Origin of the sequence: Advenella sp. RU8 (assembly GCF_048381675.1) — a bacterium.
In the GTDB taxonomy this organism is placed as follows: Bacteria; Pseudomonadota; Gammaproteobacteria; order Burkholderiales; family Burkholderiaceae_B; genus Advenella.
In genome coordinates this window covers 271,343-292,186 of the sequence record NZ_JBLWIS010000002.1, presented here as the reverse complement: position 1 = coordinate 292,186, position 20,844 = coordinate 271,343, and the positions used below count along the sequence as shown (strand labels likewise).

At 46.4% G+C, this 20,844-nt stretch carries 19 protein-coding genes; 8 read left to right on the top strand and 11 right to left on the bottom strand.

Features of this window, described 5'->3' with window-relative positions; genetic code table 11:
* Positions 1-181: 181 nt before the first annotated feature.
* Positions 182-778: a hypothetical protein gene (locus ACM5Q9_RS03915; protein WP_418143419.1), complete on the bottom strand. Its 597-nt coding sequence runs from the start codon at positions 776-778 to the stop codon at positions 182-184.
* Positions 779-983: 205 nt separating this feature from the next.
* Here ACM5Q9_RS03915 and ACM5Q9_RS03910 point away from each other — a divergent pair, with 205 nt between their 5' ends.
* Positions 984-2,099 carry an AI-2E family transporter gene (locus ACM5Q9_RS03910; protein WP_418143418.1) on the top strand — a complete coding sequence of 372 codons (1,116 nt, stop codon included), beginning with the start codon at positions 984-986 and terminating at the stop codon, positions 2,097-2,099.
* Between the two features lie 160 nt (positions 2,100-2,259).
* Here ACM5Q9_RS03910 and eco read toward each other — a convergent pair whose 3' ends face one another.
* Positions 2,260-2,739 carry a serine protease inhibitor ecotin gene (eco, locus tag ACM5Q9_RS03905; RefSeq protein WP_418143417.1) on the bottom strand — a complete coding sequence of 160 codons (480 nt, stop codon included), beginning with the start codon at positions 2,737-2,739 and terminating at the stop codon, positions 2,260-2,262.
* Positions 2,740-2,906: 167 nt separating this feature from the next.
* On the opposite strand from eco, the gene ACM5Q9_RS03900 reads away from it, so the two are divergent.
* The 3 genes from ACM5Q9_RS03900 to ACM5Q9_RS03890 are packed head-to-tail and all read left to right on the top strand — an operon-like array spanning position 2,907 to position 5,891.
* The gene (locus ACM5Q9_RS03900; protein WP_418143416.1) at positions 2,907-3,860 is read left to right on the top strand and encodes a Bug family tripartite tricarboxylate transporter substrate binding protein; all 954 of its coding nucleotides are present in this window, start codon (positions 2,907-2,909) and stop codon (positions 3,858-3,860) included.
* Positions 3,850-4,365 (top strand): tripartite tricarboxylate transporter TctB family protein, encoded by a 516-nt coding sequence (locus ACM5Q9_RS03895; RefSeq protein ID WP_418143415.1) that lies wholly within the window; start codon positions 3,850-3,852, stop codon positions 4,363-4,365. The genes ACM5Q9_RS03900 and ACM5Q9_RS03895 overlap by 11 nt, the downstream gene beginning before the upstream one ends.
* A 38-nt stretch (positions 4,366-4,403) precedes the next feature.
* Entirely contained in the window at positions 4,404-5,891 is a 1,488-nt protein-coding gene (locus ACM5Q9_RS03890) for a tripartite tricarboxylate transporter permease (protein ID WP_418143414.1), read from the top strand.
* Between the two features lie 19 nt (positions 5,892-5,910).
* Here ACM5Q9_RS03890 and ACM5Q9_RS03885 read toward each other — a convergent pair whose 3' ends face one another.
* On the bottom strand, positions 5,911-6,393 hold the full coding sequence (locus tag ACM5Q9_RS03885; RefSeq protein ID WP_418143413.1) for an Lrp/AsnC family transcriptional regulator: 483 nt from the start codon (positions 6,391-6,393) through the stop codon (positions 5,911-5,913).
* A 148-nt stretch (positions 6,394-6,541) separates the two neighbouring features.
* Here ACM5Q9_RS03885 and mdeB point away from each other — a divergent pair, with 148 nt between their 5' ends.
* Positions 6,542-9,205: an alpha-ketoglutarate dehydrogenase gene (gene mdeB, locus ACM5Q9_RS03880; RefSeq protein WP_418143412.1), complete on the top strand. Its 2,664-nt coding sequence runs from the start codon at positions 6,542-6,544 to the stop codon at positions 9,203-9,205.
* Between the two features lie 61 nt (positions 9,206-9,266).
* On the opposite strand, the gene ahpF is transcribed toward mdeB, so the two are convergent.
* The 5 genes from ahpF to ACM5Q9_RS03855 form a co-directional block, all read right to left on the bottom strand.
* Positions 9,267-10,853, bottom strand: a complete 1,587-nt coding sequence (gene ahpF, locus ACM5Q9_RS03875) for an alkyl hydroperoxide reductase subunit F (RefSeq protein ID WP_418143411.1) — start codon at positions 10,851-10,853, stop codon at positions 9,267-9,269.
* A 125-nt stretch (positions 10,854-10,978) separates the two neighbouring features.
* A complete protein-coding gene (gene ahpC / locus ACM5Q9_RS03870; protein ID WP_418143410.1) occupies positions 10,979-11,542 on the bottom strand; it encodes an alkyl hydroperoxide reductase subunit C in 564 nt (187 codons plus the stop codon).
* A 169-nt stretch (positions 11,543-11,711) separates the two neighbouring features.
* Positions 11,712-13,109 carry an ATP-binding protein gene (locus ACM5Q9_RS03865; protein WP_418143409.1) on the bottom strand — a complete coding sequence of 466 codons (1,398 nt, stop codon included), beginning with the start codon at positions 13,107-13,109 and terminating at the stop codon, positions 11,712-11,714.
* A 5-nt stretch (positions 13,110-13,114) separates the two neighbouring features.
* On the bottom strand, positions 13,115-13,768 hold the full coding sequence (locus ACM5Q9_RS03860; protein ID WP_418143408.1) for a response regulator transcription factor: 654 nt from the start codon (positions 13,766-13,768) through the stop codon (positions 13,115-13,117).
* A complete protein-coding gene (locus ACM5Q9_RS03855) occupies positions 13,768-14,127 on the bottom strand; it encodes a PepSY domain-containing protein (protein WP_418143407.1) in 360 nt (119 codons plus the stop codon). The genes ACM5Q9_RS03860 and ACM5Q9_RS03855 overlap by 1 nt, the downstream gene beginning before the upstream one ends.
* Before the next feature lie 154 nt (positions 14,128-14,281).
* On the opposite strand from ACM5Q9_RS03855, the gene ACM5Q9_RS03850 reads away from it, so the two are divergent.
* Positions 14,282-14,596: a PepSY domain-containing protein gene (locus tag ACM5Q9_RS03850; protein ID WP_418143406.1), complete on the top strand. Its 315-nt coding sequence runs from the start codon at positions 14,282-14,284 to the stop codon at positions 14,594-14,596.
* Between the two features lie 154 nt (positions 14,597-14,750).
* Positions 14,751-15,974, top strand: coding sequence for a ferric reductase-like transmembrane domain-containing protein (locus tag ACM5Q9_RS03845; RefSeq protein WP_418143405.1), 1,224 nt, complete (start codon positions 14,751-14,753; stop codon positions 15,972-15,974).
* Positions 15,975-16,066: 92 nt separating this feature from the next.
* On the opposite strand, the gene ACM5Q9_RS03840 is transcribed toward ACM5Q9_RS03845, so the two are convergent.
* Together ACM5Q9_RS03840 and nadC are read right to left on the bottom strand one after the other, a co-directional pair.
* Positions 16,067-16,792, bottom strand: a complete 726-nt coding sequence (locus ACM5Q9_RS03840; RefSeq protein WP_418143404.1) for a glutamine amidotransferase — start codon at positions 16,790-16,792, stop codon at positions 16,067-16,069.
* A gap of 23 nt (positions 16,793-16,815) precedes the next feature.
* Complete coding sequence (nadC, locus tag ACM5Q9_RS03835; RefSeq protein WP_418143403.1) at positions 16,816-17,715, bottom strand: carboxylating nicotinate-nucleotide diphosphorylase; 900 nt, start codon at positions 17,713-17,715, stop codon at positions 16,816-16,818.
* Positions 17,716-17,974: 259 nt separating this feature from the next.
* On the opposite strand from nadC, the gene ACM5Q9_RS03830 reads away from it, so the two are divergent.
* Positions 17,975-19,918, top strand: a complete 1,944-nt coding sequence (locus ACM5Q9_RS03830) for an LTA synthase family protein (RefSeq protein ID WP_418143402.1) — start codon at positions 17,975-17,977, stop codon at positions 19,916-19,918.
* Here the strand turns inward: ACM5Q9_RS03830 and ACM5Q9_RS03825 are convergent.
* Positions 19,904-20,833, bottom strand: coding sequence for a LysR family transcriptional regulator (locus ACM5Q9_RS03825; RefSeq protein WP_418143401.1), 930 nt, complete (start codon positions 20,831-20,833; stop codon positions 19,904-19,906). The genes ACM5Q9_RS03830 and ACM5Q9_RS03825 overlap by 15 nt on opposite strands.
* Positions 20,834-20,844 lie beyond the last annotated feature (11 nt).

Below are 20,844 nucleotides of genomic sequence, written 5' to 3'. Positions count from 1 at the left end.
AAAATACAATGGCCAAATATTAACCATTTGCCTGATAGTACACGAATATGCATCCATAAACACTCAGGGAAACACTAATAAATCCTTGTAGATCTTACAAAATAATATATATTTAGGTGAAAAAGACCAATTTAATCAAATTCAAACTATTTAAGCAATGAGCAAAGAAAAGTAATTGAACTTATAAATTATTTGAGCACGATGCATATTGGGCGCTATATCTGGATGCCCTATCCTTGACTTTTTGTGCCGTATTAATTAGCCATCTTTTATTTTGGTATGTACCATTGCGGTAACCCGTCCAACCCTCATGATAATTAAGGTATTGGGCATAGGCATCCCACTTGGAAACGCCGTTTATCTTTTGGGCCTTGCTCATATACCAGCCCATAAAATCAAGCGCGTCTGAAAAATCGTCACGATCAGGGCTCCAACGGTTGCTTTCTTCTCGATAATCGCTCCATACTTCGTCTTTTGCCTGAGCATAGCCAAACGCCGAGCTTTTCCTGCCCCATGGGATAATCCCAAGCAGATAATTCTTGGGAGGCTTGGCATCGTGACGGAAAGTGGATTCCTGGTACATCATGGCCATGGGTACATGAACAGGTACTCCCCACTTTTCTTTTGCCTCAAGCGCCGCTTCGTGCCATGAAGGTTTTTCCTGGAAAATTTCACAGATGTTTTCAGGGTTGGCTGGCGGTGTGGTACTGCATGCCGATGTCAGCAATATAAACAATAACGATATGCCGGTTTTTGTTAAGCACCTTGTGGTATCCATATTTTCCTGTGACGCAACTAATATGCATAAATTATGATTATTGTAAAACAATAGATCTATGCTGGCCATGTTCATTACCGGTTTATAACCAGTATTAGCAGGCTTACCAGCTCACTAAAAAATCAACTATACTGATATTTTTCCAGATTTTGAACAATGCTTGTCGCTTTGAATACTTATCAACCCGTTAACGTACGGAAACACAATGTTGCCAAATCAAAATAAAAACAGCACCCAATACCACTTTTTTCTTGTTTTGCTGACTGCCGTTTCAATTGGCTTCATCTGGCTGCTATTACCTTATTACAGTGCTATTTTCTGGGCAGTTATTTTCAGTGTACTATTCAGGCCACTAAATTTATGGTTTCTTAAGAAAATGCCCAAAGCGCCTAATACCGCAGCCTTGGTAACGCTTATTATTGCATTGTTATTGGTCATTATTCCGCTCATCGCCATTACGACATCCATAATTAAAGAAATTTCTTTGCTATATCAAAGGGTTCAAAGCGGGGAGCTGAATCTTGGACTCTACTTTGAACAGATCATCCAGAACCTTCCGCCCTTTTTTAAAGACATCCTTGATCGTTATGAAATACATAGCCTTTTCGGCCTGCGTGAAAAATTAACCGAAGCAGCATCCCAGGCCAGTAAATTCCTGGCAAATCAGGCACTGAGTATTGGCCAGGACACCTTTCAGTTCCTGATCACTTTTGGCATCATGCTTTATCTGCTGTTTTTCCTGCTCAGGGATGGCGGTTATCTGGTCCATAAAATCAAATCGATGATCCCCCTTGACTATGAACAAAAACAGCACTTGCTTAGTAAATTTGCAACTGTTGTCAAGGCTACAGTCAAGGGCAATATCCTGGTTGCCGCTACCCAAGGAGCACTAGGGGGCCTAATTTTCAGTGTGTTGGGCATTCAAGGTCCTTTGTTATGGGGAACCATTATGGGTTTCCTGTCCTTATTGCCAGCGATTGGCGCAGCAATCATCTGGCTTCCTGTTGCCATTTATTTTCTTGTCACGGGCGCATTTTGGCACGGTGTAGTCCTGATCATGTTCGGTGTCCTGGTTATCGGCCTTACCGATAATGTTCTCAGGCCTTTACTGGTTGGCAAAGATACAAAACTACCCGATTATGTCATCCTGATTTCCACTATCGGAGGCCTGACGGTTTTCGGCCCTAATGGTTTCGTGATTGGCCCCCTGCTTTCCGCCCTGTTTATCTCCTGCTGGGATTTGTTCCCTTCCTCACTCCAGCTTCCAGAAGAACCCTATGAATCAGACAGTGAAACAACATCAAAACAACAAAATGAATAAATAGTCACATTAACTGTTTGCACCATGCAAACAAAGTAAAACAAAAAAAACCGGTTGAACAAATACGCCCTGTATCAGGCACTTGTTCAAGCGGGTTTTGTTATGACAGATTATTAAGACCTGCCCTCGATTCAATCAAAAAGAAAAAGTGGCTGGCCAATTATTCTTTAACCGCATCCTCTACTCTATAACCGGCTTGCCATATACGGTATTTCACTTCAGCATCAGCTGGTGTATAAACCACGATAGGCAAGCGGCTGTTGTAGTCCAGAAAGAAATCCGGCCCCCTTAATTGAACAAACTCTTCTGTCTGTTCCTGATTCGGGCAAGCCATTAACGTTGCCATGGGGCCATTTAATTTTTCAATGCTGTAATAAGGATATCCCCAGCCTTCAAGATTGTGTTCCACCAGCTCTCCTCCGAACGCATGCTTGTTGCAATCAACCTTCATGGTCTTTCCTACCATTAATTGCACTTTCAGGTTTTCTTCCTGGGGAACTTCTGGCAAATGAATGACTTGCCGTGCCTGGTCTGGCTTGGCAGCCGGATATGGCACTTTGGGATCTAGGCTGGCCGCATTCACATTAAAGGCCACTGCACCCATACAAAATAACAAATTAAACAGTTTAAGTTTACGCATACTATAGATTCGCTTGTTAGTAAATAATTCAATCACAAAATAAATGGATGTCTTAAAAATACAATCATCAGGGCAAGCTGCCTTACCCTTATTGACAAAAAAACCGCTTCAACCTATTCTAGCCCGAAAAGCGTAACAAACAATAATTCACAATTACTGGAGTAGACATGAAACGAAACAATTTTTTGCGTTCCCTATTTGCCGCTGCAATCATGTTCAGTAGCGCCGCCTATGCACAGGTAAGTGTAATGTTGCCAGCCAACCCCGGTGGCGGATGGGATGGAACCGGTCGCCAGGCATTCAATGCCATGAACAAGGCAGGCATTTACACTGGTCCGGTCAATTTCACCAATAAAGGCGGTGCAGGTGGCACAATTGGCCTGGCAGAGTTCCAGAATACACAAACTGGTAAACCAAATGCCTTGGCTGTTTTTGGCGCCATTACCGTTGGAGCCATCACGCTAAATAAATCTCCTATAGATTTAAGCAAATTCAAACCCGTGGCCCGCTTAACCGCCGAATACCTGGTTATTGCCGTACGCCCTGACTCACCCTATCAAAATCTGGGTGATTTTGTAAAAGCCTTAAAAGAAAACCCAGGAGGCACACCGGTTGGTGGCGGTTCTGCCGGTGGGGTTGACCACATCGCCCTGGCTTTGTTGGCCCAGGCTGGTAACGTACCGGTTAAAGACCTGAACTACATTCCCCAGGCGGGTGGCGCCGATACCGTAACCGGTATTGTCAATGGTACCCTCAAGGCGGGTATTTCCGGCATTTCAGAATTCCAGCAATTTGCCAAATCCAATCGGGTAAAAATCCTGGGCATTACTTCGGCACAACGCATGGAAGGACTGGATGCCCCTACCTTTAAAGAAGCCGGTTTTGATGTTGAAATTGCTAACTGGCGTGGCATTCTGGGCGCACCTGAAATGCCCGAAGACAATTACAAGCTCTGGGTAGATCGCTTCACCCAACTTAATAACAGCAAAGAGTGGAAACAAGTCCTTGAAACCCAGGGTTGGGACCAATTCTTCCTGGCCGGACCTGAATTTGGCACTTTCATGGAAAAGGAAAGCGAGCGTATTAATACTATCCTGAAGGATGCTGGCCTTGCCCAATAAAGTGACTACCTATACCAACACGGAATCCAAGCCAGCCACCAAACCCTGGTGGCTGGGTGTTGTAGTTGTGCTGATGGGTGCGATATGCCTGTATTCAGCCAATGAATTGGCCAATACCGCCAGGTATTCTGCCATTGGTCCCGGCCTGTTTGTTACTGCAACAGGCATCGGACTGGTTATATTGGGCTTGTTATTGCTCATCCAAATTGCTCGTGGTGAAAAATTCCAACCCCAGGATACCGAGAATGCCGCGGGTGATACCCCCATGGATAAACGGGCATTTTTCATCGCCCTGGCAGCGGCTTTTGTGCCGGTGCTTATTATTAATTCCCTGGGTCTTCCAATTACAGCAATGGTGGCATTTACCCTGATTACGTTGGCCTTCGGTTCAAAAAACATTGTCATGAACCTGATTATTGGGTTCATTCTTGGCTCTACCAGTTGGTATTTGTTTGGCTTGCTTGGGCTTCAATTGGGCGAATTTATTCCCTTGCTGGGATTTTGATTGTCGCTTTAGATAAATATAAATAACTCAAAATAAATATGGAAACACTGGGTTTGCTGCTACAAGGGTTTGAGGTTGCCCTTACTCCTACCAATCTTTTTTGGGCACTGGTTGGCTCTACGCTAGGTACCGCCATTGGTATTTTGCCTGGTATCGGGCCAGCCCTGACCATTGCCCTGCTTTTACCCGTTACGGTTTCAGTAGGCCCCGTTTCCGCCTTCATCATGTTTGCAGGTGTATTGTATGGCGCCATGTATGGCGGCTCCACCACCTCTATTTTAATCAACACCCCCGGCGAAGCGGGTTCCATGATGACTGCCCTTGAGGGCAATAAAATGGCCCGTGCCGGTCGTGGTGCGGCCGCCTTGGCAACTGCAGCGATTGGCTCTTTCGTAGCAGGTACCCTGGCAACCTTGGCGCTCACATTTGCTGCGCCTTATATTGCTGAACTGGCGTTTTATTTCAAACCAGCTGATTATTTTGCCCTCACCATCCTTGCCTTTACCTCGGTTGCCGTGGTTATGGGAAGCTCGCGGGTCCGTGGTTTTATTGCCTTGTTTATTGGTCTGGCCTTTGGCGTCATGGGTATTGATACCATGACCGGACAACCCCGCATGACTTTCGGGTTCGCAGATTTGCTTGATGGCATGGAGCTAACCGTTGTACTGGTTTCACTATTTGCAGTGGGTGAGATAATTTATGTAGCCAGCCGTTATAGAAACCAGAAAGATGAAATTGTTTCGGTCAAAGGCGGAATCCTGATGAGCAAATCAGACTGGAAGCGATCTTTCATGCCATGGATTCGTGGTACTGCGATTGGTTTTCCAATGGGTGCCCTGCCTGGTGGTGGTTCTGAAATCCCGACCATGCTTTCTTATACGCTTGAAAAAAACCTGAGCAAACACAAAGAAGAGTTTGGCAAAGGCGCCATTGAAGGGGTGGCGGGCCCCGAAGCAGCCAATAACGCAGCGGCTGCGGGCATTCTGGTTCCTTTGTTAACGCTGGGATTGCCCACTTCAGCAACGGCGGCCATATTGCTGGCCGCTTTTCAGAATTTCGGCTTGCAACCCGGGCCATTTCTTTTTACCAGCAACCCAGAACTTGTCTGGGGCCTGATTGCCTCTTTATATATAGGCAACGCCATGCTATTGGTTCTTAACCTGCCCCTTATCGGGATTTGGGTTAAGCTTTTACTGATTCCAAAACCACAGTTATATGCCGGTATTCTGGTTTTTGCCATGATAGGTATCTGGGGTGTATCAGGTTCTGTTTTTGACCTGGCATGCATGGCCTTGATTGGTTTAATGGGATATGTGATGCGGGTCTATGACTTCCCTATTCCACCCTTGCTGATTGGCTTGATTCTTGGCCCCATGGCTGAAAACCAGCTTCGCACCGCATTGGCCGCTGGACAGGGAAATCCGGCCGTTTTAGTGGAAAGCCCGATGTCGATCATTTTCCTGACCATTTCCTTTCTATTCCTGTTTGTCCCATTCCTGATCAGACGGTTGCGCGCCGTTGCCTAAGCATAACCCGCTCCCCGACTCAAGCGGCTTTATTTTGTATTCGGGTGAGCGGCAAGGCTGTTTTGTATAGAACCTGCTTTAGCGCAAAACTGGACCGAATCTTGTCAATACCCGGTATCGGGGTTAACTGTTCAAGGATAAACCTTTCCAGTGCCCCAATATTGGCAACCGCCACCCTGATCAGGTAATCAGAGTCTCCGGTCATTAAATAACACTCCATAACTTCATCGTGCTCGGATATCCGTTGCTCAAAATCGGCCAGTGCCTGCTTGTCTTGTGACTTAAGACTGATAGAGATAAAGACATTCAAATCCAGTCCCAGCGCAGAAGGATTGGCCAAGGCGACATAGCGCGAAATAATCCCATTTTCTTCCAGCGCCTTGACGCGCGACAGGCAAGGAGAAGGCGACAGATGCACACGCTTTGACAACGCTACATTACTTAAGGAACTGTCTTTTTGCAGTTCATCCAGAATTCTCAGGTCAACCAGGTCCAGTTTCATAAAATTCCGTAAAAATTAATATTTTCAATATTTTATGCTGAATATCATTAATTTTTCAAGAAATTCAGCATCTCATTTTTGGGCTTTTTATTTAGAATATGACGACAGATATTCCAAATAAATGACCTACAAAAAAGGAGGGAATCGTATGAATGCCCCATTACCCAAAAATATTGAGACAATGATGAATCGTGTTTTGCATACTGATATTGATCCTGAAGAAACCGAAGAATGGAAAGATTCGCTTCATTCATTGGTTGCCACTCATGGGCATGAGCGGGCTGCATTTATTTTAGATGAACTGTCTGTTTTGGCCCAAAAGCTGAAAATCAGCTGGAAGCAGCAAGCACCATCCAACCATTACGCATATATAAACACAATTTCAGTTGAAGAGCAGCCTGCCTATCCTGGCAATATCAAGATAGAAGAAAAGATTGCTGCATTGATACGCTGGAATGCCTTGGCCATGGTGGTTCGTGCCAATAGCGCATATGGCGAATTGGGTGGCCACATTGCCAGTTACGCCAGTGCCGCCGATTTATTTGAAGTGGGATTCAATCACTTTTTCAGGGCCCGTGAAAATACAGAAAATGGACACAAAGGCGATCTGGTCTTTTTCCAGCCACACAGCGCACCTGGTGTTTATGCCAGAGCCTTCCTGGAAAATCGCCTGACAGAAAAAGACTTGGGCTTTTTCCGGCAAGAATTGCGAGGCTCCCGCGAAGGGGCGCAAGGCTTATGCAGCTACCCCCACCCTTACCTGATGCCTGATTTCTGGCAATTCCCAACCGGCTCCATGGGTATTGGTCCCATCAGTTCGATTTACCAAGCCCGTTTCATGCACTATTTAACGCATCGCAAACTGCAAAACTGTGAAAACCGTAAAGTCTGGGGCATTTTTGGTGATGGTGAAATGGATGAACCAGAATCCATGAGTGCCCTTACACTGGCAGCCCGTGAAAAACTGGATAACCTGATCTGGGTAGTCAATTGCAATTTGCAACGGCTTGATGGTCCTGTCCGGGGAAATGGCCAAGTCATTCAAGAACTTGAAAAACTATTTACGGGGGCTGGCTGGAATGTCATCAAGGTTTTATGGGGAAGTGACTGGGACCCGCTGTTCGCCAGGGACCTTACGGGCGCATTGACACAGGCGCTAGGCGAGACGGTTGATGGCCAAATGCAAACCTTTGCCGCCAACGATGGGGCTTTCAACCGGGATCATTTCTTTGGACAAAATGAAGCGCTCCAACGTCTGGTCCAAGGTATGACTGATGAGCAAATAGACCAGTTGCGACGTGGAGGGCATGACATTGTCAAGATTTATGCCGCCTATGCGGCTGCCGTAAACCACAAGGGACAACCGACTGTCATTCTGGCCCATACCAAAAAAGGTTATGGAATGGGCAATGCAGGCCAAGGACGCATGACTACCCATTCACAGAAAAAATTGGGGGAGGCCGATTTGATTGCTTTCAGGGATCGCTTCAATTTACCTTTAAGCGATGAACAAACCCTCAATCTGGCGTTTTACCGTCCAGATGAAAACAGCGAAGAAATACGTTACCTGAATGCACAACGCGAAAAACTGGGTGGTTATTTACCCAAACGCTACACTCAGGCACCTGTTTTTCCGGTTTCAGAGGTAGCACAATGGGCAGGCTTTGCCCTGCAGGCTGAAGATAAAAACATGTCCACCACCATGGCTTTTGTGCGCATGCTGGGTAACCTATTGAAAGACAAGGAAATTGGTTCTCGCATCGTTCCAATTGTAGCTGACGAAGCACGTACCTTCGGCATGGCCAACCTCTTCAAGCAAGTAGGCATTTACTCTTGCGTTGGACAAAAATATGAACCGGAAGATATCGGCTCGATCCTGAGCTATCGTGAAGCGCTTGATGGTCAAATTCTTGAAGAAGGAATCAGTGAGGCCGGTGCCATTTCAAGCTGGGTTGCCGCGGCAACCAGTTACAGCGCCCATGGCACCCCCATGCTGCCTTTTTATATTTATTATTCCATGTTTGGTTTCCAACGTATTGGTGACTTAATCTGGGCCGCGGCCGACCAGCGCCCACGAGGGTTCCTGATTGGAGCCACCTCTGGCAAAACCACTTTGGGTGGTGAAGGCTTGCAACACCAGGATGGCTCCAGCCATATATGGTCTGCTACCATTCCAAACTGCAAATCCTATGATCCGGCCTTTGCGGGTGAACTGGCAGTTATTATTGAACAAGGCACCAAGGAAATGATGACGGAGCAAAAAGACGTGTTCTATTACATTACCGTCATGAATGAAAATTATCCGCAACCCTCATTAAACGAAACAATGCGGGAAAACATTATTAAGGGTGCTTATCATTTCAGGCATTACCCAGCACAAAACGTTGATACCCCTGAAGCACAAAAGTCGGTTACCCTGCTGGGTTCAGGTGCCATCTTGACCGAAGTACTGGCAGCCGCCGAAGAACTTTCTGCCAAAGGTATTGCGTGTGATGTTTTCAGTATTACCAGCTGGACTGAACTGGCCCGTGACGGGCAGCGTAATGAATATGATACCGATCAATCTGGCAAGCCACTGGTTTCCTTTATCGAATCACAATTGAGTCATAGCAAGGGGCCCATTATTGCAGCCAGCGATTACGTCAGGATGTTACCCGAATCAATTCGTGCCTATATGCCTGCCGGACGCAAATATGTCACCCTGGGTACAGACGGATTTGGCCGCAGTGATACACGCGCAGAACTGAGAGCGCATTTTGGTGTCAATGCAAAATCAATTGTGGAGATGGCACTTAAACAGCTAGCCACATGAAGAAAAAATGGCACGTAAACAAATACGTGCCATTTCAAACCACTCGCTGAATCAGCGGCTATTATGCAGTAGCATCTTCAGCAGTGGTCACTTCCTCGGTAACTGAAGTGCGGATGATGTGGTCAAAAGCACCCAAAGAAGCTTTTGCACCTTCACCAATCGCAATAACAATCTGCTTGTAAGGAACGGTTGTTACATCACCGGCTGCAAATACACCAGGAATTGATGTTTGTCCTTTGGCATCAATTTCAATTTCACCATGCTTGCTCAGGGCAACTGTACCTTTCAGCCACTCAGTATTGGGTACCAGACCAATCTGGATGAATACACCTTCCAGGTCAATCTTATTGATGGTATCAGTGGTACGATCTTTGTAAGACAAGCCATTTACTTTGCTGCCATCACCATGGATTTCAGTGGTTTGGGCAGACATAATGATGTTAACGTTAGGCAGGCTACGCAATTTACGCTGCAATACTTCATCTGCGCGCAATTGATCGCCAAACTCAATCAAGGTTACATGTGCCACCACACCTGCCAGGTCAATTGCTGCTTCAACACCAGAGTTACCACCACCAATGACAGCAACACGTTTGCCTTTAAACAATGGACCATCACAGTGAGGACAGTATGCGACACCCTTGGTACGGTATTCCTGTTCACCCGGAACATTGATATTGCGCCAGCGGGCACCGGTTGCCAAAATAACAGTTTTGCTTTTCAGGACGGCACCGTTTTCCATTCTGACAGAAATCTCTTTATCACCGGGAATCAACTCTTCGGCACGTTGCAGATTCATGATATCAACCTCGTAGGCACGAACGTGCTCTTCGAGTTGGGCTGCAAAACGGGGGCCTTCGGTTTCTTTGACAGAAATGAAGTTTTCGATAGACATGGTATCCAGTACCTGGCCACCAAAACGCTCGGCAGCAACACCTGTACGAATGCCTTTACGGGCAGCATAAATCGCGGCAGCAGCACCGGCAGGGCCACCACCAATCACCAAGACATCAAAGGCGTCTTTGGCATTCAACTCTTCTGCTTTGCGGCTACCGGCATTAGTATCCAGTTTTGCCAAAATTTCTTCCACGCCAGCACGACCCTGGCCAAATACCTCACCATTCATGTAAACAGTAGGTACAGACATGATTTGACGGCTCTCTACTTCTTCCTGGAACAAGGCGCCATCAATAGCCACGTGCTTGATACGAGGATTGATAATTGACATGACATTTAGTGCCTGGACGACATCCGGGCAGTTTTGGCATGACAATGAAAAATAAGTTTCAAACTTGTAATCGCCATCCAGATTGCGGATTTGTTCGATAACGGCTTCATCCAGTTTGATCGGATGACCACCCACTTGCAACAGGGCAAGTACGAGTGATGTAAATTCGTGGCCCATCGGAATACCGGCAAAATTAACGCTAATATCGGTTCCGGGACGGTTAATGGTAAAAGATGGCTTACGTGAATCAGTACCTTGCTCGTTTAAAGTAACACGGTCTGAAACTGAAGCGATTTCCTGCAACAGCTCTTTCAGTTCCTTCGATTTGGCGCCATCATCTAGTGAAGCAACAATTTCGATAGGCTGTGAAACCATTGCAAGGTAAGTTTTTAATTGTGTCTTGATATTTGCATCTAACATGATGATGAGCTCTCCGGATCTTGATTTATATAGCTTTGGGGGATAGGGTTCGGGCAAAGCCCGAACCCTGCAAGCACTAATAAAAATTAGCGTTGCTATAATTTACTGACTTAATCGGCAGCTAATTAGATTTTGCCAACCAGGTCCAGTGAAGGAGTCAATGTAGCAGCACCCTCTTCCCATTTGGCTGGGCAAACTTCACCTGGGTGAGCAGCAACGTACTGGGCTGCTTTAACTTTACGCAGCAACTCAGAAGCGTCACGGCCAATACCGTTATCGTGAACTTCACAAACTTTAATTTGGCCTTCTGGATTGATCACGAATGTACCACGCAGAGCCATACCTTCTTCAGCGATAAGCACTTCGAAGTTGTTAGCCAATACATGAGTTGGGTCACCAATCATTGGGTATTGAACTTTAGAGATCGCATCGGAAGTATCGTGCCATGCTTTATGTGAGAAGTGTGTATCTGTAGATACTGCATATACTTCTACACCCATTTTTTGGAATTCTGCATAGTGATCAGCCAAGTCTTCCAGTTCTGTTGGGCAAACGAATGTGAAGTCAGCAGGATAAAATACAACAACAGACCATTTGCCTTTCAGGGTGTCTTGGTTTACATCGACGAATTTGCCGTTGTGGTAAGCGGTTGCGCTGAAAGGTTTGATTTCTGTATTGATTAATGACATTTCTTTCTTCCTTTATTTGTTGGGTTAGAAACTTAATATGTGATCAGTATAGCCCCGCATAGATAATATGTATAATTTATTGTTTTTATAAACAAGTTAAATTTTAGCTATAACGAATTTAACTGCCACATAGTTATACTATATCAGAACATGATTACAAATTAATGTTTTAACCCTGGCTTACCGCGGGTAAACGTAAAACCACCCGCAACCCGCCCAAAGGTGAAGCGCTTGCCATTACGGTCCCTGCATACAGATCGGTAAGATCACGGACAATATCCAGCCCTAGCCCGGTACCCGGCATTTTTTCATCTGCCCTGACGCCTCTTTGAAAAACCTGGTCTTTTTGGATATCGGGCAATCCTTTGCCATCATCATCGATGGTAATGACAATTTCATCCTGTTCATGGGCAACGGTTACCTGAATTTCATGGCGCGCCCATTTACAGGCGTTATCAAGAACGTTACCCAGCATTTCATGAAAATCCTGCTCTTCTCCCCTGAATGTGCAATCGTCATTTTGTACTTGCAACCTGATCTCAAGATCTCGCTCCGCATATAACCGTTGCATCACTCTTACCAGCGCTTCAAGCGGTTTTTTTACTGGGGTGCGGCTGCTGCTGGCTTGCATGGCCGCGGCTGCCCTGGCCCTGGCCAGATGATAATTTACCTGACGCTGTGCCATGGCAACCTGTTCCTGAACCAGTGCCGAAAAGGCATTTTGCTCTCTGGCAGCAGCATTGGACAAGATCGCCAACGGGGTCTTGAGCGCATGGGCAAGGTTTCCGGCCTGTGTCCGGGCCCTCTCAATCACTTCGGCATTTACATCCAACACCTTGTTGAAATCATTAACTAGCGGCTTGAGCTCGGCAGGAAAGTCTCCTTCAATATGCGAAGACTTGCCCTCATGAACTGCGGCCAAGCTTTTTCTGAGACGACCAAAAGGACGCAGCCCAAGGATTACCTGAGTCGTTACGGCCACCATCAAGCCCACTGCCAGTACCGAAAGTGCCAGTATCAGCATATTACGAAACCGCTCGGCGGGTAAGGCCATCACATCATGGTTGATGGCAACAAGCAACCTTAATGGTGGAGATGATTCTTCTTCAGGCTGAATGATCCTGCCCACCGCATTCAGCAAACTCCCTTCGCTATCTGTAATAATAAAATCCTGCAGTGCCGCACTGGCGTTACCCAAACCCGCTGTAGGTAAAACATTGTCCCAAAGTGAACGGGAGCGCAGCAGGCCAGTCTTGCCTTCCTGTCCATTGGAATCAGCTTGGTCTATTTGCCAATAAAGACCTGACAAAGGCTGGTCAAAACGTGCATCACTCATCTCATAAGGAACACTAACCTTGCCATTGGCATCAACCACAACAAATGACAGCAACTGGTTAAGATGCAAGGTTAATTCTGCCCTGGCCTGCTGCATCATATGCTGCTTGAACAAGCTATCAAGGCCCCAACCGGCAATCACAATCGTCAGCAAGACCCATGCCAGGGTACCTGCCAGTAAGCGAAACCTTAACGATGACCAGAATGACAAAAATTGTTTGGATAGCATCATGCTTTTTAACCCAGGCGATAACCCATGCCACGTACAGTCTCTATGGTGCCCGCAGGCAACTTCTTGCGCAGTCGGGCAATAAAAACCTCAATGGTATTTGAATCGCGATCAGCATCCTGGGCATAAATATGCTCGGTCAGGATAGTACGGGAAATTACTTCACCCGGATGGTGCATAAAGTATTCCAGGACCTTGAATTCGTGACTGGTCAGGGAAAGCGGAACGCCATTCACGCTAACCCTGGCATTACGTGTATCCATCTCTATGGAACCGCTTTTGAGGACTGCATTGGCATGGCCACTGGTCCGCCGCAGCAATGCCCTGACCCGTGCCAGCAACTCTTCCATGTGAAATGGCTTGGTCATATAGTCATCGGCACCAGCATCAATACCCATGACTTTCTCATGCCAGTTGTCACGTGCCGTTAATATTAAAACCGGCATGTCCAATCCGGCTTCACGCCACTTTTTCAAGACTGAAATACCGTCCATAAGCGGCAGGCCAAGGTCAAGAACTGCCAGGTCAAAGGTTTCCACCTCTCCCATGAACCAGGCATCTTTTCCATTCATGGCAACATCAACCACATAACCGGCATCCACCAGTGAATCTTTTAATTGAGCAGACAGTGTAGGCTCATCTTCAACAACGAGAATTCGCATCAGTCCTTTTCCTGCCTGTTTTTATGCTGTGTTTTACCCTTTTCCTTCAGGATCTTGCCATCTTCGGCATCCACCAACAATTTCAGCATATTGCCCGAGTCTTGAAGCAGCTTGATTTCATAAAGCCAACGAACTTTTTCGTCCTCATCTTCTGATTCAAACTCTATCTTGACAACCTGTCCACCGTATTCTTTCTCGACTTTTTCCAGCACTGCACGCAAAGGCATGATCTTGCCCTCTGCCAATGCCATACGGGCCTGCTCATGATCATCCATATCTGCGCGCACGGGTGTAGAAACCAATGTGCCACAAGCCAGTATGCTAGCCAGCATCCAGTTAAAAACTTTTTTTCCTGACATTCTGCCTCCCGTGCTTGGGTCAATCAATAAATGAATGTTTTATAACACAAGGAAGATGAACAGTACATGAACAAATGCTTCAGATCCTGTTCATTTACGTCCAGGCATAATGCCTCCATGATCAATACCGGTCATTCATTAATCACGGAGAATTATGATGAACACAACTCGTTTTATGACTGCACTTGCCATTGGTTCCAGCTTGCTTTTTTCAGCTACTACCCTGAATACAGCTTTAGCCCAAACCAATACAGAACAGGCAGTACAAAGCGCAGCAACCCAATCACGCCTGAATATCAAACAAATTTACGACAAGGTAGAGGCTGCCGGTTATACCAACATTACTGAAATTGATCTTGACGACAATATGTATGAAGTAAAGGCGCAAGACCAAAAAGGAAACTATATAAAACTCAAGCTTGATCCAAAAACTGGAGAAATCATTAATACCAAGACGAAAACCAAATAAGGATTCATTAAACCTTAAAAAGCCCTGTCTTGAATAATCATATTAAAGGTTAAGCATGAAAACGCTGTTGATTTCTTTTGTGTCGCTCATTACTCTTGCCTGGGGATATGATGTATTTTATCTAAACCCGCCCCTACAAGGAACCTTACCGTGGTTGATTCAAAGACAAGGACTTTATTTAAGTGGCCTATGGGCAATCGCGCTCATGTCACTGGTCATGGTACTTTCCGTTCGCCCGGCCTGGCTTGAAAAGCCGCTGGGCGGCATGGATAAAATGTACCGCCTGCATAAATGGGCGGGTATCTTGGGCATTACAGCAGCCGCCATGCACTGGTTGCTTGACATGTCCAGTGATCTGCTCAAGTCATGGATTGGTACAACAGGACGTCCCCCCAAAGGCGATCTTACCGATTTTGCCATGATGTTCCGTTCTTTTGCCAAAGACAGTGGCGAACTGATTGTCTATGCACTGCTCGCCATGCTGGTGCTAACCCTATGGAAAAAATTCCCCTATAAATTTTGGCGTTACGTGCATAAGGCAATGCCGGTTTTCTATCTATTGCTGGTATTTCATACCATTGTGCTTGCGCCAGCAAACTATTGGACGCAACCGGTTGGCATTCTGCTTGTGATCCTGTTTGTTCCGGCCAGCATAGCTAGTATCATTTGTCTGGCAGGCCAGATTGGCAAAAAACGCCAGTCAAATGGCATCATAGAATCCATCCAGTCCCACCCTGGTGGCATTACAGAGCTCACCTGCAAAATGGATGCAACATGGCCTGAACACCATGCCGGACAATTTGCCTTCCTTACGTTTGACCGCCATGAAGGCGCACATCCGTTCACCATTAGCAGCGCTCCTGGCAATGACAAACGCATCAGTTTTCAGATTAAGGCACTGGGCGACTATACCCGACAATTGTCAAAACATATTGTAGTTGGCCAGCAAATCAAAGCTGAAGGTCCATATGGTTGTTTTGACCTTGACAAGCTTGATGCTAATACGCACCATACCATGATTGCTGGCGGCATTGGCATTACCCCGTTTCTGTCCTGGCTTGAAAATGCGAACCAATATCCGTTCAATATGCCGTCAACAGATTTGCATTATTGCATAAGAAGTGTCGATAATGACCCATTCCTCAAACGCATCATGTCCCTTTGCGAAACACTTCCAAAAGTCCGTCTCCATATACATCAAAGCGAAAAAGGTGAACGTTTCAGTGCTGAAAAACTGGCCAAAACACTGGCTGAAACAGACCGTACATCCATTTGGTATTGTGGGCCAACCAGCCTGGCAAAAAACATCAAACTAAACCTGGGAAAATGGTGGCACGGCAAGTTCACCTTTCATCAAGAAGCTTTTGAAATGCGTTGAGCCAATCAGTAAAAAAATTGCCGCCCAAACGGGGCGGCAATTTTTTCTGCTTACCACAGCATGAGCAAGTCGGCCTTATCGTACCGAAAAGTTCAAATAGCCTGCAACACAAACTGTTGGAATATTTTTCTGGACAATGCCGTATCAACAACCGACTCAAGTAAAGAAGCCTTTTGTTCTGGTGAAAACAATTTGTTTTTGCCAGCGATTATGTGCCGCATCAAGTCCTGCATGAATTCAGGATGAAACTGTACTGAGAACGCCTTCTCTGCATAGCGAATGATCTGGTGGGGATCATGTTCTGACGAACCCAGGACAACAGCATCAGCAGGCACTTTGAAGACGCTTTGCTCATGGGTCAAATGAGCCTGAAATTGCGGGGGAAACTGGGCAAACAAAGGATCAGACTGGCCTGCTGTATTCAGGATAATGGGTTTGCAGCCAATTTCAGGGCCATCAGGCCGATAATCAACAACACCTCCCATGGCATGCGCCATAAGCTGATGACCATAACATACCCCAAGCAAGGGCCGGTTTTTTCCAATAACCTGCCGAATCCATTCGGCGGTACGCTCGCTCCAGTCCAAACGGTCTGTCACCATCGACCAAGAACCACTAATGACGGCGGCCTCAAAAGCATTTGGATCAGGAAGCGCTTCACCCAAATCAGGTCTGGTAACGCGAAGTTCCAGTGGCAAAGGTTTATCGATGCCTGAAAGGGCTGACTGAAACCACTGGTATTGATCACCATAGACAGAACGTACGCCCTCTGGCGGAGCGCCCATCTGAATAACATGCAGCACGGCTTGATCGGACATGTTACCTATGACTCCCTTAAATTTTATACTGCGGCATCGAGGCCGAAATCAAAAACAGACACGCTATGGGTAATCCAGCCAACCGCAATCAGATCGACACCGGTTTGGGCAATCAGGGGGGCAGTTTGCGCATTGATTCTGCCTGAAGCCTCTGTAACAGCGCGACCATCAACCATAGCCACCGCTTTTTTCAGCGTTTCAGGATTCATATTATCCAAAAGAATCACATTGACACCCAATTCAAGGGCTTCAGCCAATTGCTCCAGGGTATCCACCTCAAGTTCAATCTGTACCATATGCCCTACATTGGCTCTCGCCCTGAGAACAGCTTCACGCAAGCTGCCTGCTACGGCAATATGATTGTCTTTGATTAAAACGGCATCGTCCAATCCAAACCGGTGGTTACTGCCTCCACCAACACGTACCGCATATTTTTGCAAGGCCCGCAGGCCAGGGAGCGTTTTTCGGGTACATGTAACTTTGGTGCCATATTCACGAATGGCATCGGCGATGGAAGCCGTTGCCGTAGCAACGCCACTTAAATGGCCCAAAAAATTAAGCGCCGTACGCTCTGCGGTAAGGATGGCACCGGCCGGGCCAGAGATCCTGGCAACGAGATCGCCAGGATTCAGTCGGGCGCCATCATTGCGGCAAACCGTTACTTTAATGTTTTCATCAAGAATGCCAAATGCCAGGCAAGCCAGATCAAGGCCCGCCAGCACCCCGGACTGACGGGCAACCAGATGCATGGTTGTTTGTGTTTGCGGAGGAATAATGCTGTCGCTGGTCAAATCACCTGCCCTGCCAAGATCTTCCAGCAAGGCCATGCGAACAACAGGTTCCAGCATTACTTTTGGCAAAGGAGGGACACTGACTTCATGAAGGTTACCGGAAGCCGTATGCAAAGATTGGGCAATATTCATTTTTTTGTGCTTGAAATTTTAAGGGGTTCAAAAAAACTATTATATTCGCATACTGTCAGCCTGAAATATATTTGCAACAAGCAGCCCGAATCCATGTAAGATATCGCCTGAACTACTAAGCTTGGCAGAAAGCCTTTTTTGATATTTTCTTGATATTTAATTGATATTTGATTGAGGCAAATCAATCTACTATCAAGAGATGACCAAACTCAATAAACTCCCCTGAATATATTTCAGGCTTTGTCATGCAGGTTATGTCTTGAGAATTCAGTTAATCACCTTTATTGTTGCTCTTTTTGCCCTTTTCACCTTCAGCCGCCTTTTGCTTATAGCATGGCAACATCAACGCGTACAACAAGCTAAAGGCCTATGGCCTATCCTCCGGGGTGGCGTGCGCATAGACCTTAACCAGATAGCCACCTACGCCTCTGTGCCAGCCTTGCTCGTGCCCTGGCTGGAAAACAATACCTATTTCATCGGCATTACCGCTATCTGGTTCACTTTCTGGTGGCTAACGTCCGCCTTCATGGAAATTGCCACCCCCCAATTCATTGCAGAATACGACACCCGTCCCAACCGATTATTTGTAGAATACCTGAAACACCCCAAAGAGGTTTTCGGCATGTTGTGGCGTGGTTATAAAGGTGTACTGGCCGCCGGATTACTGCTTTTTGCCGTCATGGCAACCATAAGCAAAGTTCTGTTTTTTGGCTATAGCCCATCTCCCCTTGGCCCTATCTGGCTTAGAATCATCGAATCATTTGTTTATACGCTAATTTCATTCCTCTGCATTCGTGGCACACTTAAAAAACGGCCCATCAATCCTTCAACCGTTGCGTTTGCCGGTGATGGTCTTGTAAACAGCCTTGCCCTGAATTCGATTTACAGTCTTTTGTACGCCATTTATGCGATGAAATATGAAATGTCGGCCGAAGATGTCTATGGCAAAATGCCCGCTGTTGAAATGAATCAATTGGTGTGCGAAACAGCCGGCATCAACATACCCCTCGATTCGGGTGCAATTGCCACCATGCATAAACAAATTGCTGGCAATCTTTCTGCCTCCCCTAAGAATATTGTACTGATCGTTGAAGAAAGTCTGGGTGCACAGTATGTCGAAACCCTGGGTGGCACCTGCCTGACTCCTAACCTGGACCAACTATATAAAGAAGGCTGGGGTTTCTTGCGTGCCTATGCAACCGGCACCCGTTCCGTTCGTGGCCTTGAAGCCCTGTCTGCTGGTTTTCCACCCACGATTACGCAATCCGTTTTCAAGTTACCCAACTCACAAAGCGGCTTCTTTACCATCGCCGAGGCATTAAGCCAGCAATATAATTATCATTCCCGCTTCCTTTATGGCGGAGAGGCACATTTCGATAATATGAAAGGCTTTTTCCTTGGAAATGGTTTCAAGGAAGTGATTGATGGCCCATTATTCAAGAATCCGCAATTCAAGGGAACCTGGGGTTATAGTGATGAAGACATGTTCAATCAACTTGACCGCTTGCTTCAAGAAGACAAAAACAGAAATCAACCTACGCTCACGCTCGCTTTTAGTGTTTCCAACCATTCCCCATGGGAATATCCTTCAGGCCGCATCCAGACCCAGGGTGATCCAGCCAGCGTTGATAATACCGTACGCTATGCAGACCATGCCTTAGGCCAATTTTTTGAAACTGCCAAGACACGTGACTACTGGCAAGACACCCTGTTTCTGGTAGTTGCCGACCACGATTCACGCGTATTTGGTGCCGAATTGATACCTCTGCAGCATTTTCATATACCGGCCCTGATACTTGGTGGTGGCATCACTCCGCGGCTTGATGATCGAATTATCAGCCAGATTGATTTACCCACCACCCTGCTTTCCCTGGCAGGTGTTTCTTGTGTACATCCCATGATTGGCCAAGACCTGACCAGCCAAACGCCAAACCGGGCCATGATGCAATACGATAATCGGTATGGCTACCTGAAGGCAGACCAATTGCTTGTACTAGAACCGCACATGCAGCCGCAACAGTTCACTTACCAGGCGCCCGATATCTTCCAGCCATCATCGCTGGATGACAAGCTGGCAAAAGAAGCCTTGGCACACGCCATCTGGCCGTTTAGCGTATACAGGGACAAAAGCTACAAGGCGTTTTCCACCCATGACATGACCAAGGGAGTGAACGTGCAGAATCACCCTTCAATCGTCGTTTGAAGTAACGCTTTCGGATGTATTGAAAAACTCGTAAATGATTTTTCTAAGCCAGCGGCTGCCCGCATCTTGATGAAAGCGGGCATGCCAATGCTGTCTGATCGCATATCGGGGGGACTCAAATGGCAATGCATAAGAACGCAGGTTGGGATTACGCGCAAACATATTACTTAAGCGAGTTGGTATGCTGGTAATTAAATCTGATTTTTCTATCAACAGCCCCAAACCCAAAAATGAGGATAGTTGCAGGTATATATGCCGCTCTATGCCCAGTCTGCGGATTTGCTGCTCTAAAATGGAATGACCGGTTCCCTGGTGATAAAAAACCACATGCCCTTCACGCTGAAAATCTTCCAGTGTTAACTTGCCTTGTATACGGGGATGCTGGCTGCTAACCAGGCATTCATACTGTTGGCGAAACAAGGTCTGTTGGTAAAAACCGGCTTTCAGTTGTGGAACAAAGCCAATAGCTAGATCAATCGCCCCATTGGACATTTGCATAGGCGTTTCAGGGGTAATAGGTACAATTTCAAGCGCGATTTTGGGTGCATTTGAATGAAGGTAAGCAACCAGCCTAGGTAAAATTTCTATATGGCTGATATCCATCATGCTGATGGTAAAGCGCCGGGTTGAAATGGCAGGATCAAATTCTTCGCTAAATTCGGCAATGCGTTTCCATTTGTCCAGCAAGTCAATAATATACCCAGACAAAGATTCGGCCACTGCTGTTGCCTGCATTGTATTTCCGACTCTTACGAACAAACTGTCATTGAAATGTTTTCTCAGCTTGTTAAGCTCTATGCTTACTCCAGGTTGACCCATCCCCAGATTTTCTGCAGCTTTGGAAACGCTTTTTTCGCGATAAATTTCATGAAAAACCTGCAATTGGCGAATATCCACTTTTCCCAACTCTGTCATGTTTTAGTGCA

What these genes read in the sequence shown, in the direction of transcription:
- ACM5Q9_RS03915 (WP_418143419.1), bottom strand. Translation starts at nt 778, where the DNA reads ATGGATACCACAAGGTGCTTAACAAAAACCGGCATATCGTTATTGTTT.
- ACM5Q9_RS03910 (WP_418143418.1), top strand. Translation starts at nt 984, where the DNA reads ATGTTGCCAAATCAAAATAAAAACAGCACCCAATACCACTTTTTTCTT.
- eco (WP_418143417.1), bottom strand. Translation starts at nt 2,739, where the DNA reads ATGCGTAAACTTAAACTGTTTAATTTGTTATTTTGTATGGGTGCAGTG.
- ACM5Q9_RS03900 (WP_418143416.1), top strand. Translation starts at nt 2,907, where the DNA reads ATGAAACGAAACAATTTTTTGCGTTCCCTATTTGCCGCTGCAATCATG.
- ACM5Q9_RS03890 (WP_418143414.1), top strand. Translation starts at nt 4,404, where the DNA reads ATGGAAACACTGGGTTTGCTGCTACAAGGGTTTGAGGTTGCCCTTACT.
- ACM5Q9_RS03885 (WP_418143413.1), bottom strand. Translation starts at nt 6,393, where the DNA reads ATGAAACTGGACCTGGTTGACCTGAGAATTCTGGATGAACTGCAAAAA.
- mdeB (WP_418143412.1), top strand. Translation starts at nt 6,542, where the DNA reads ATGAATGCCCCATTACCCAAAAATATTGAGACAATGATGAATCGTGTT.
- ahpF (WP_418143411.1), bottom strand. Translation starts at nt 10,853, where the DNA reads ATGTTAGATGCAAATATCAAGACACAATTAAAAACTTACCTTGCAATG.
- ahpC (WP_418143410.1), bottom strand. Translation starts at nt 11,542, where the DNA reads ATGTCATTAATCAATACAGAAATCAAACCTTTCAGCGCAACCGCTTAC.
- ACM5Q9_RS03865 (WP_418143409.1), bottom strand. Translation starts at nt 13,109, where the DNA reads ATGATGCTATCCAAACAATTTTTGTCATTCTGGTCATCGTTAAGGTTT.
- ACM5Q9_RS03860 (WP_418143408.1), bottom strand. Translation starts at nt 13,768, where the DNA reads ATGCGAATTCTCGTTGTTGAAGATGAGCCTACACTGTCTGCTCAATTA.
- ACM5Q9_RS03855 (WP_418143407.1), bottom strand. Translation starts at nt 14,127, where the DNA reads ATGTCAGGAAAAAAAGTTTTTAACTGGATGCTGGCTAGCATACTGGCT.
- ACM5Q9_RS03850 (WP_418143406.1), top strand. Translation starts at nt 14,282, where the DNA reads ATGATGAACACAACTCGTTTTATGACTGCACTTGCCATTGGTTCCAGC.
- ACM5Q9_RS03840 (WP_418143404.1), bottom strand. Translation starts at nt 16,792, where the DNA reads ATGTCCGATCAAGCCGTGCTGCATGTTATTCAGATGGGCGCTCCGCCA.
- nadC (WP_418143403.1), bottom strand. Translation starts at nt 17,715, where the DNA reads ATGAATATTGCCCAATCTTTGCATACGGCTTCCGGTAACCTTCATGAA.
- ACM5Q9_RS03825 (WP_418143401.1), bottom strand. Translation starts at nt 20,833, where the DNA reads ATGACAGAGTTGGGAAAAGTGGATATTCGCCAATTGCAGGTTTTTCAT.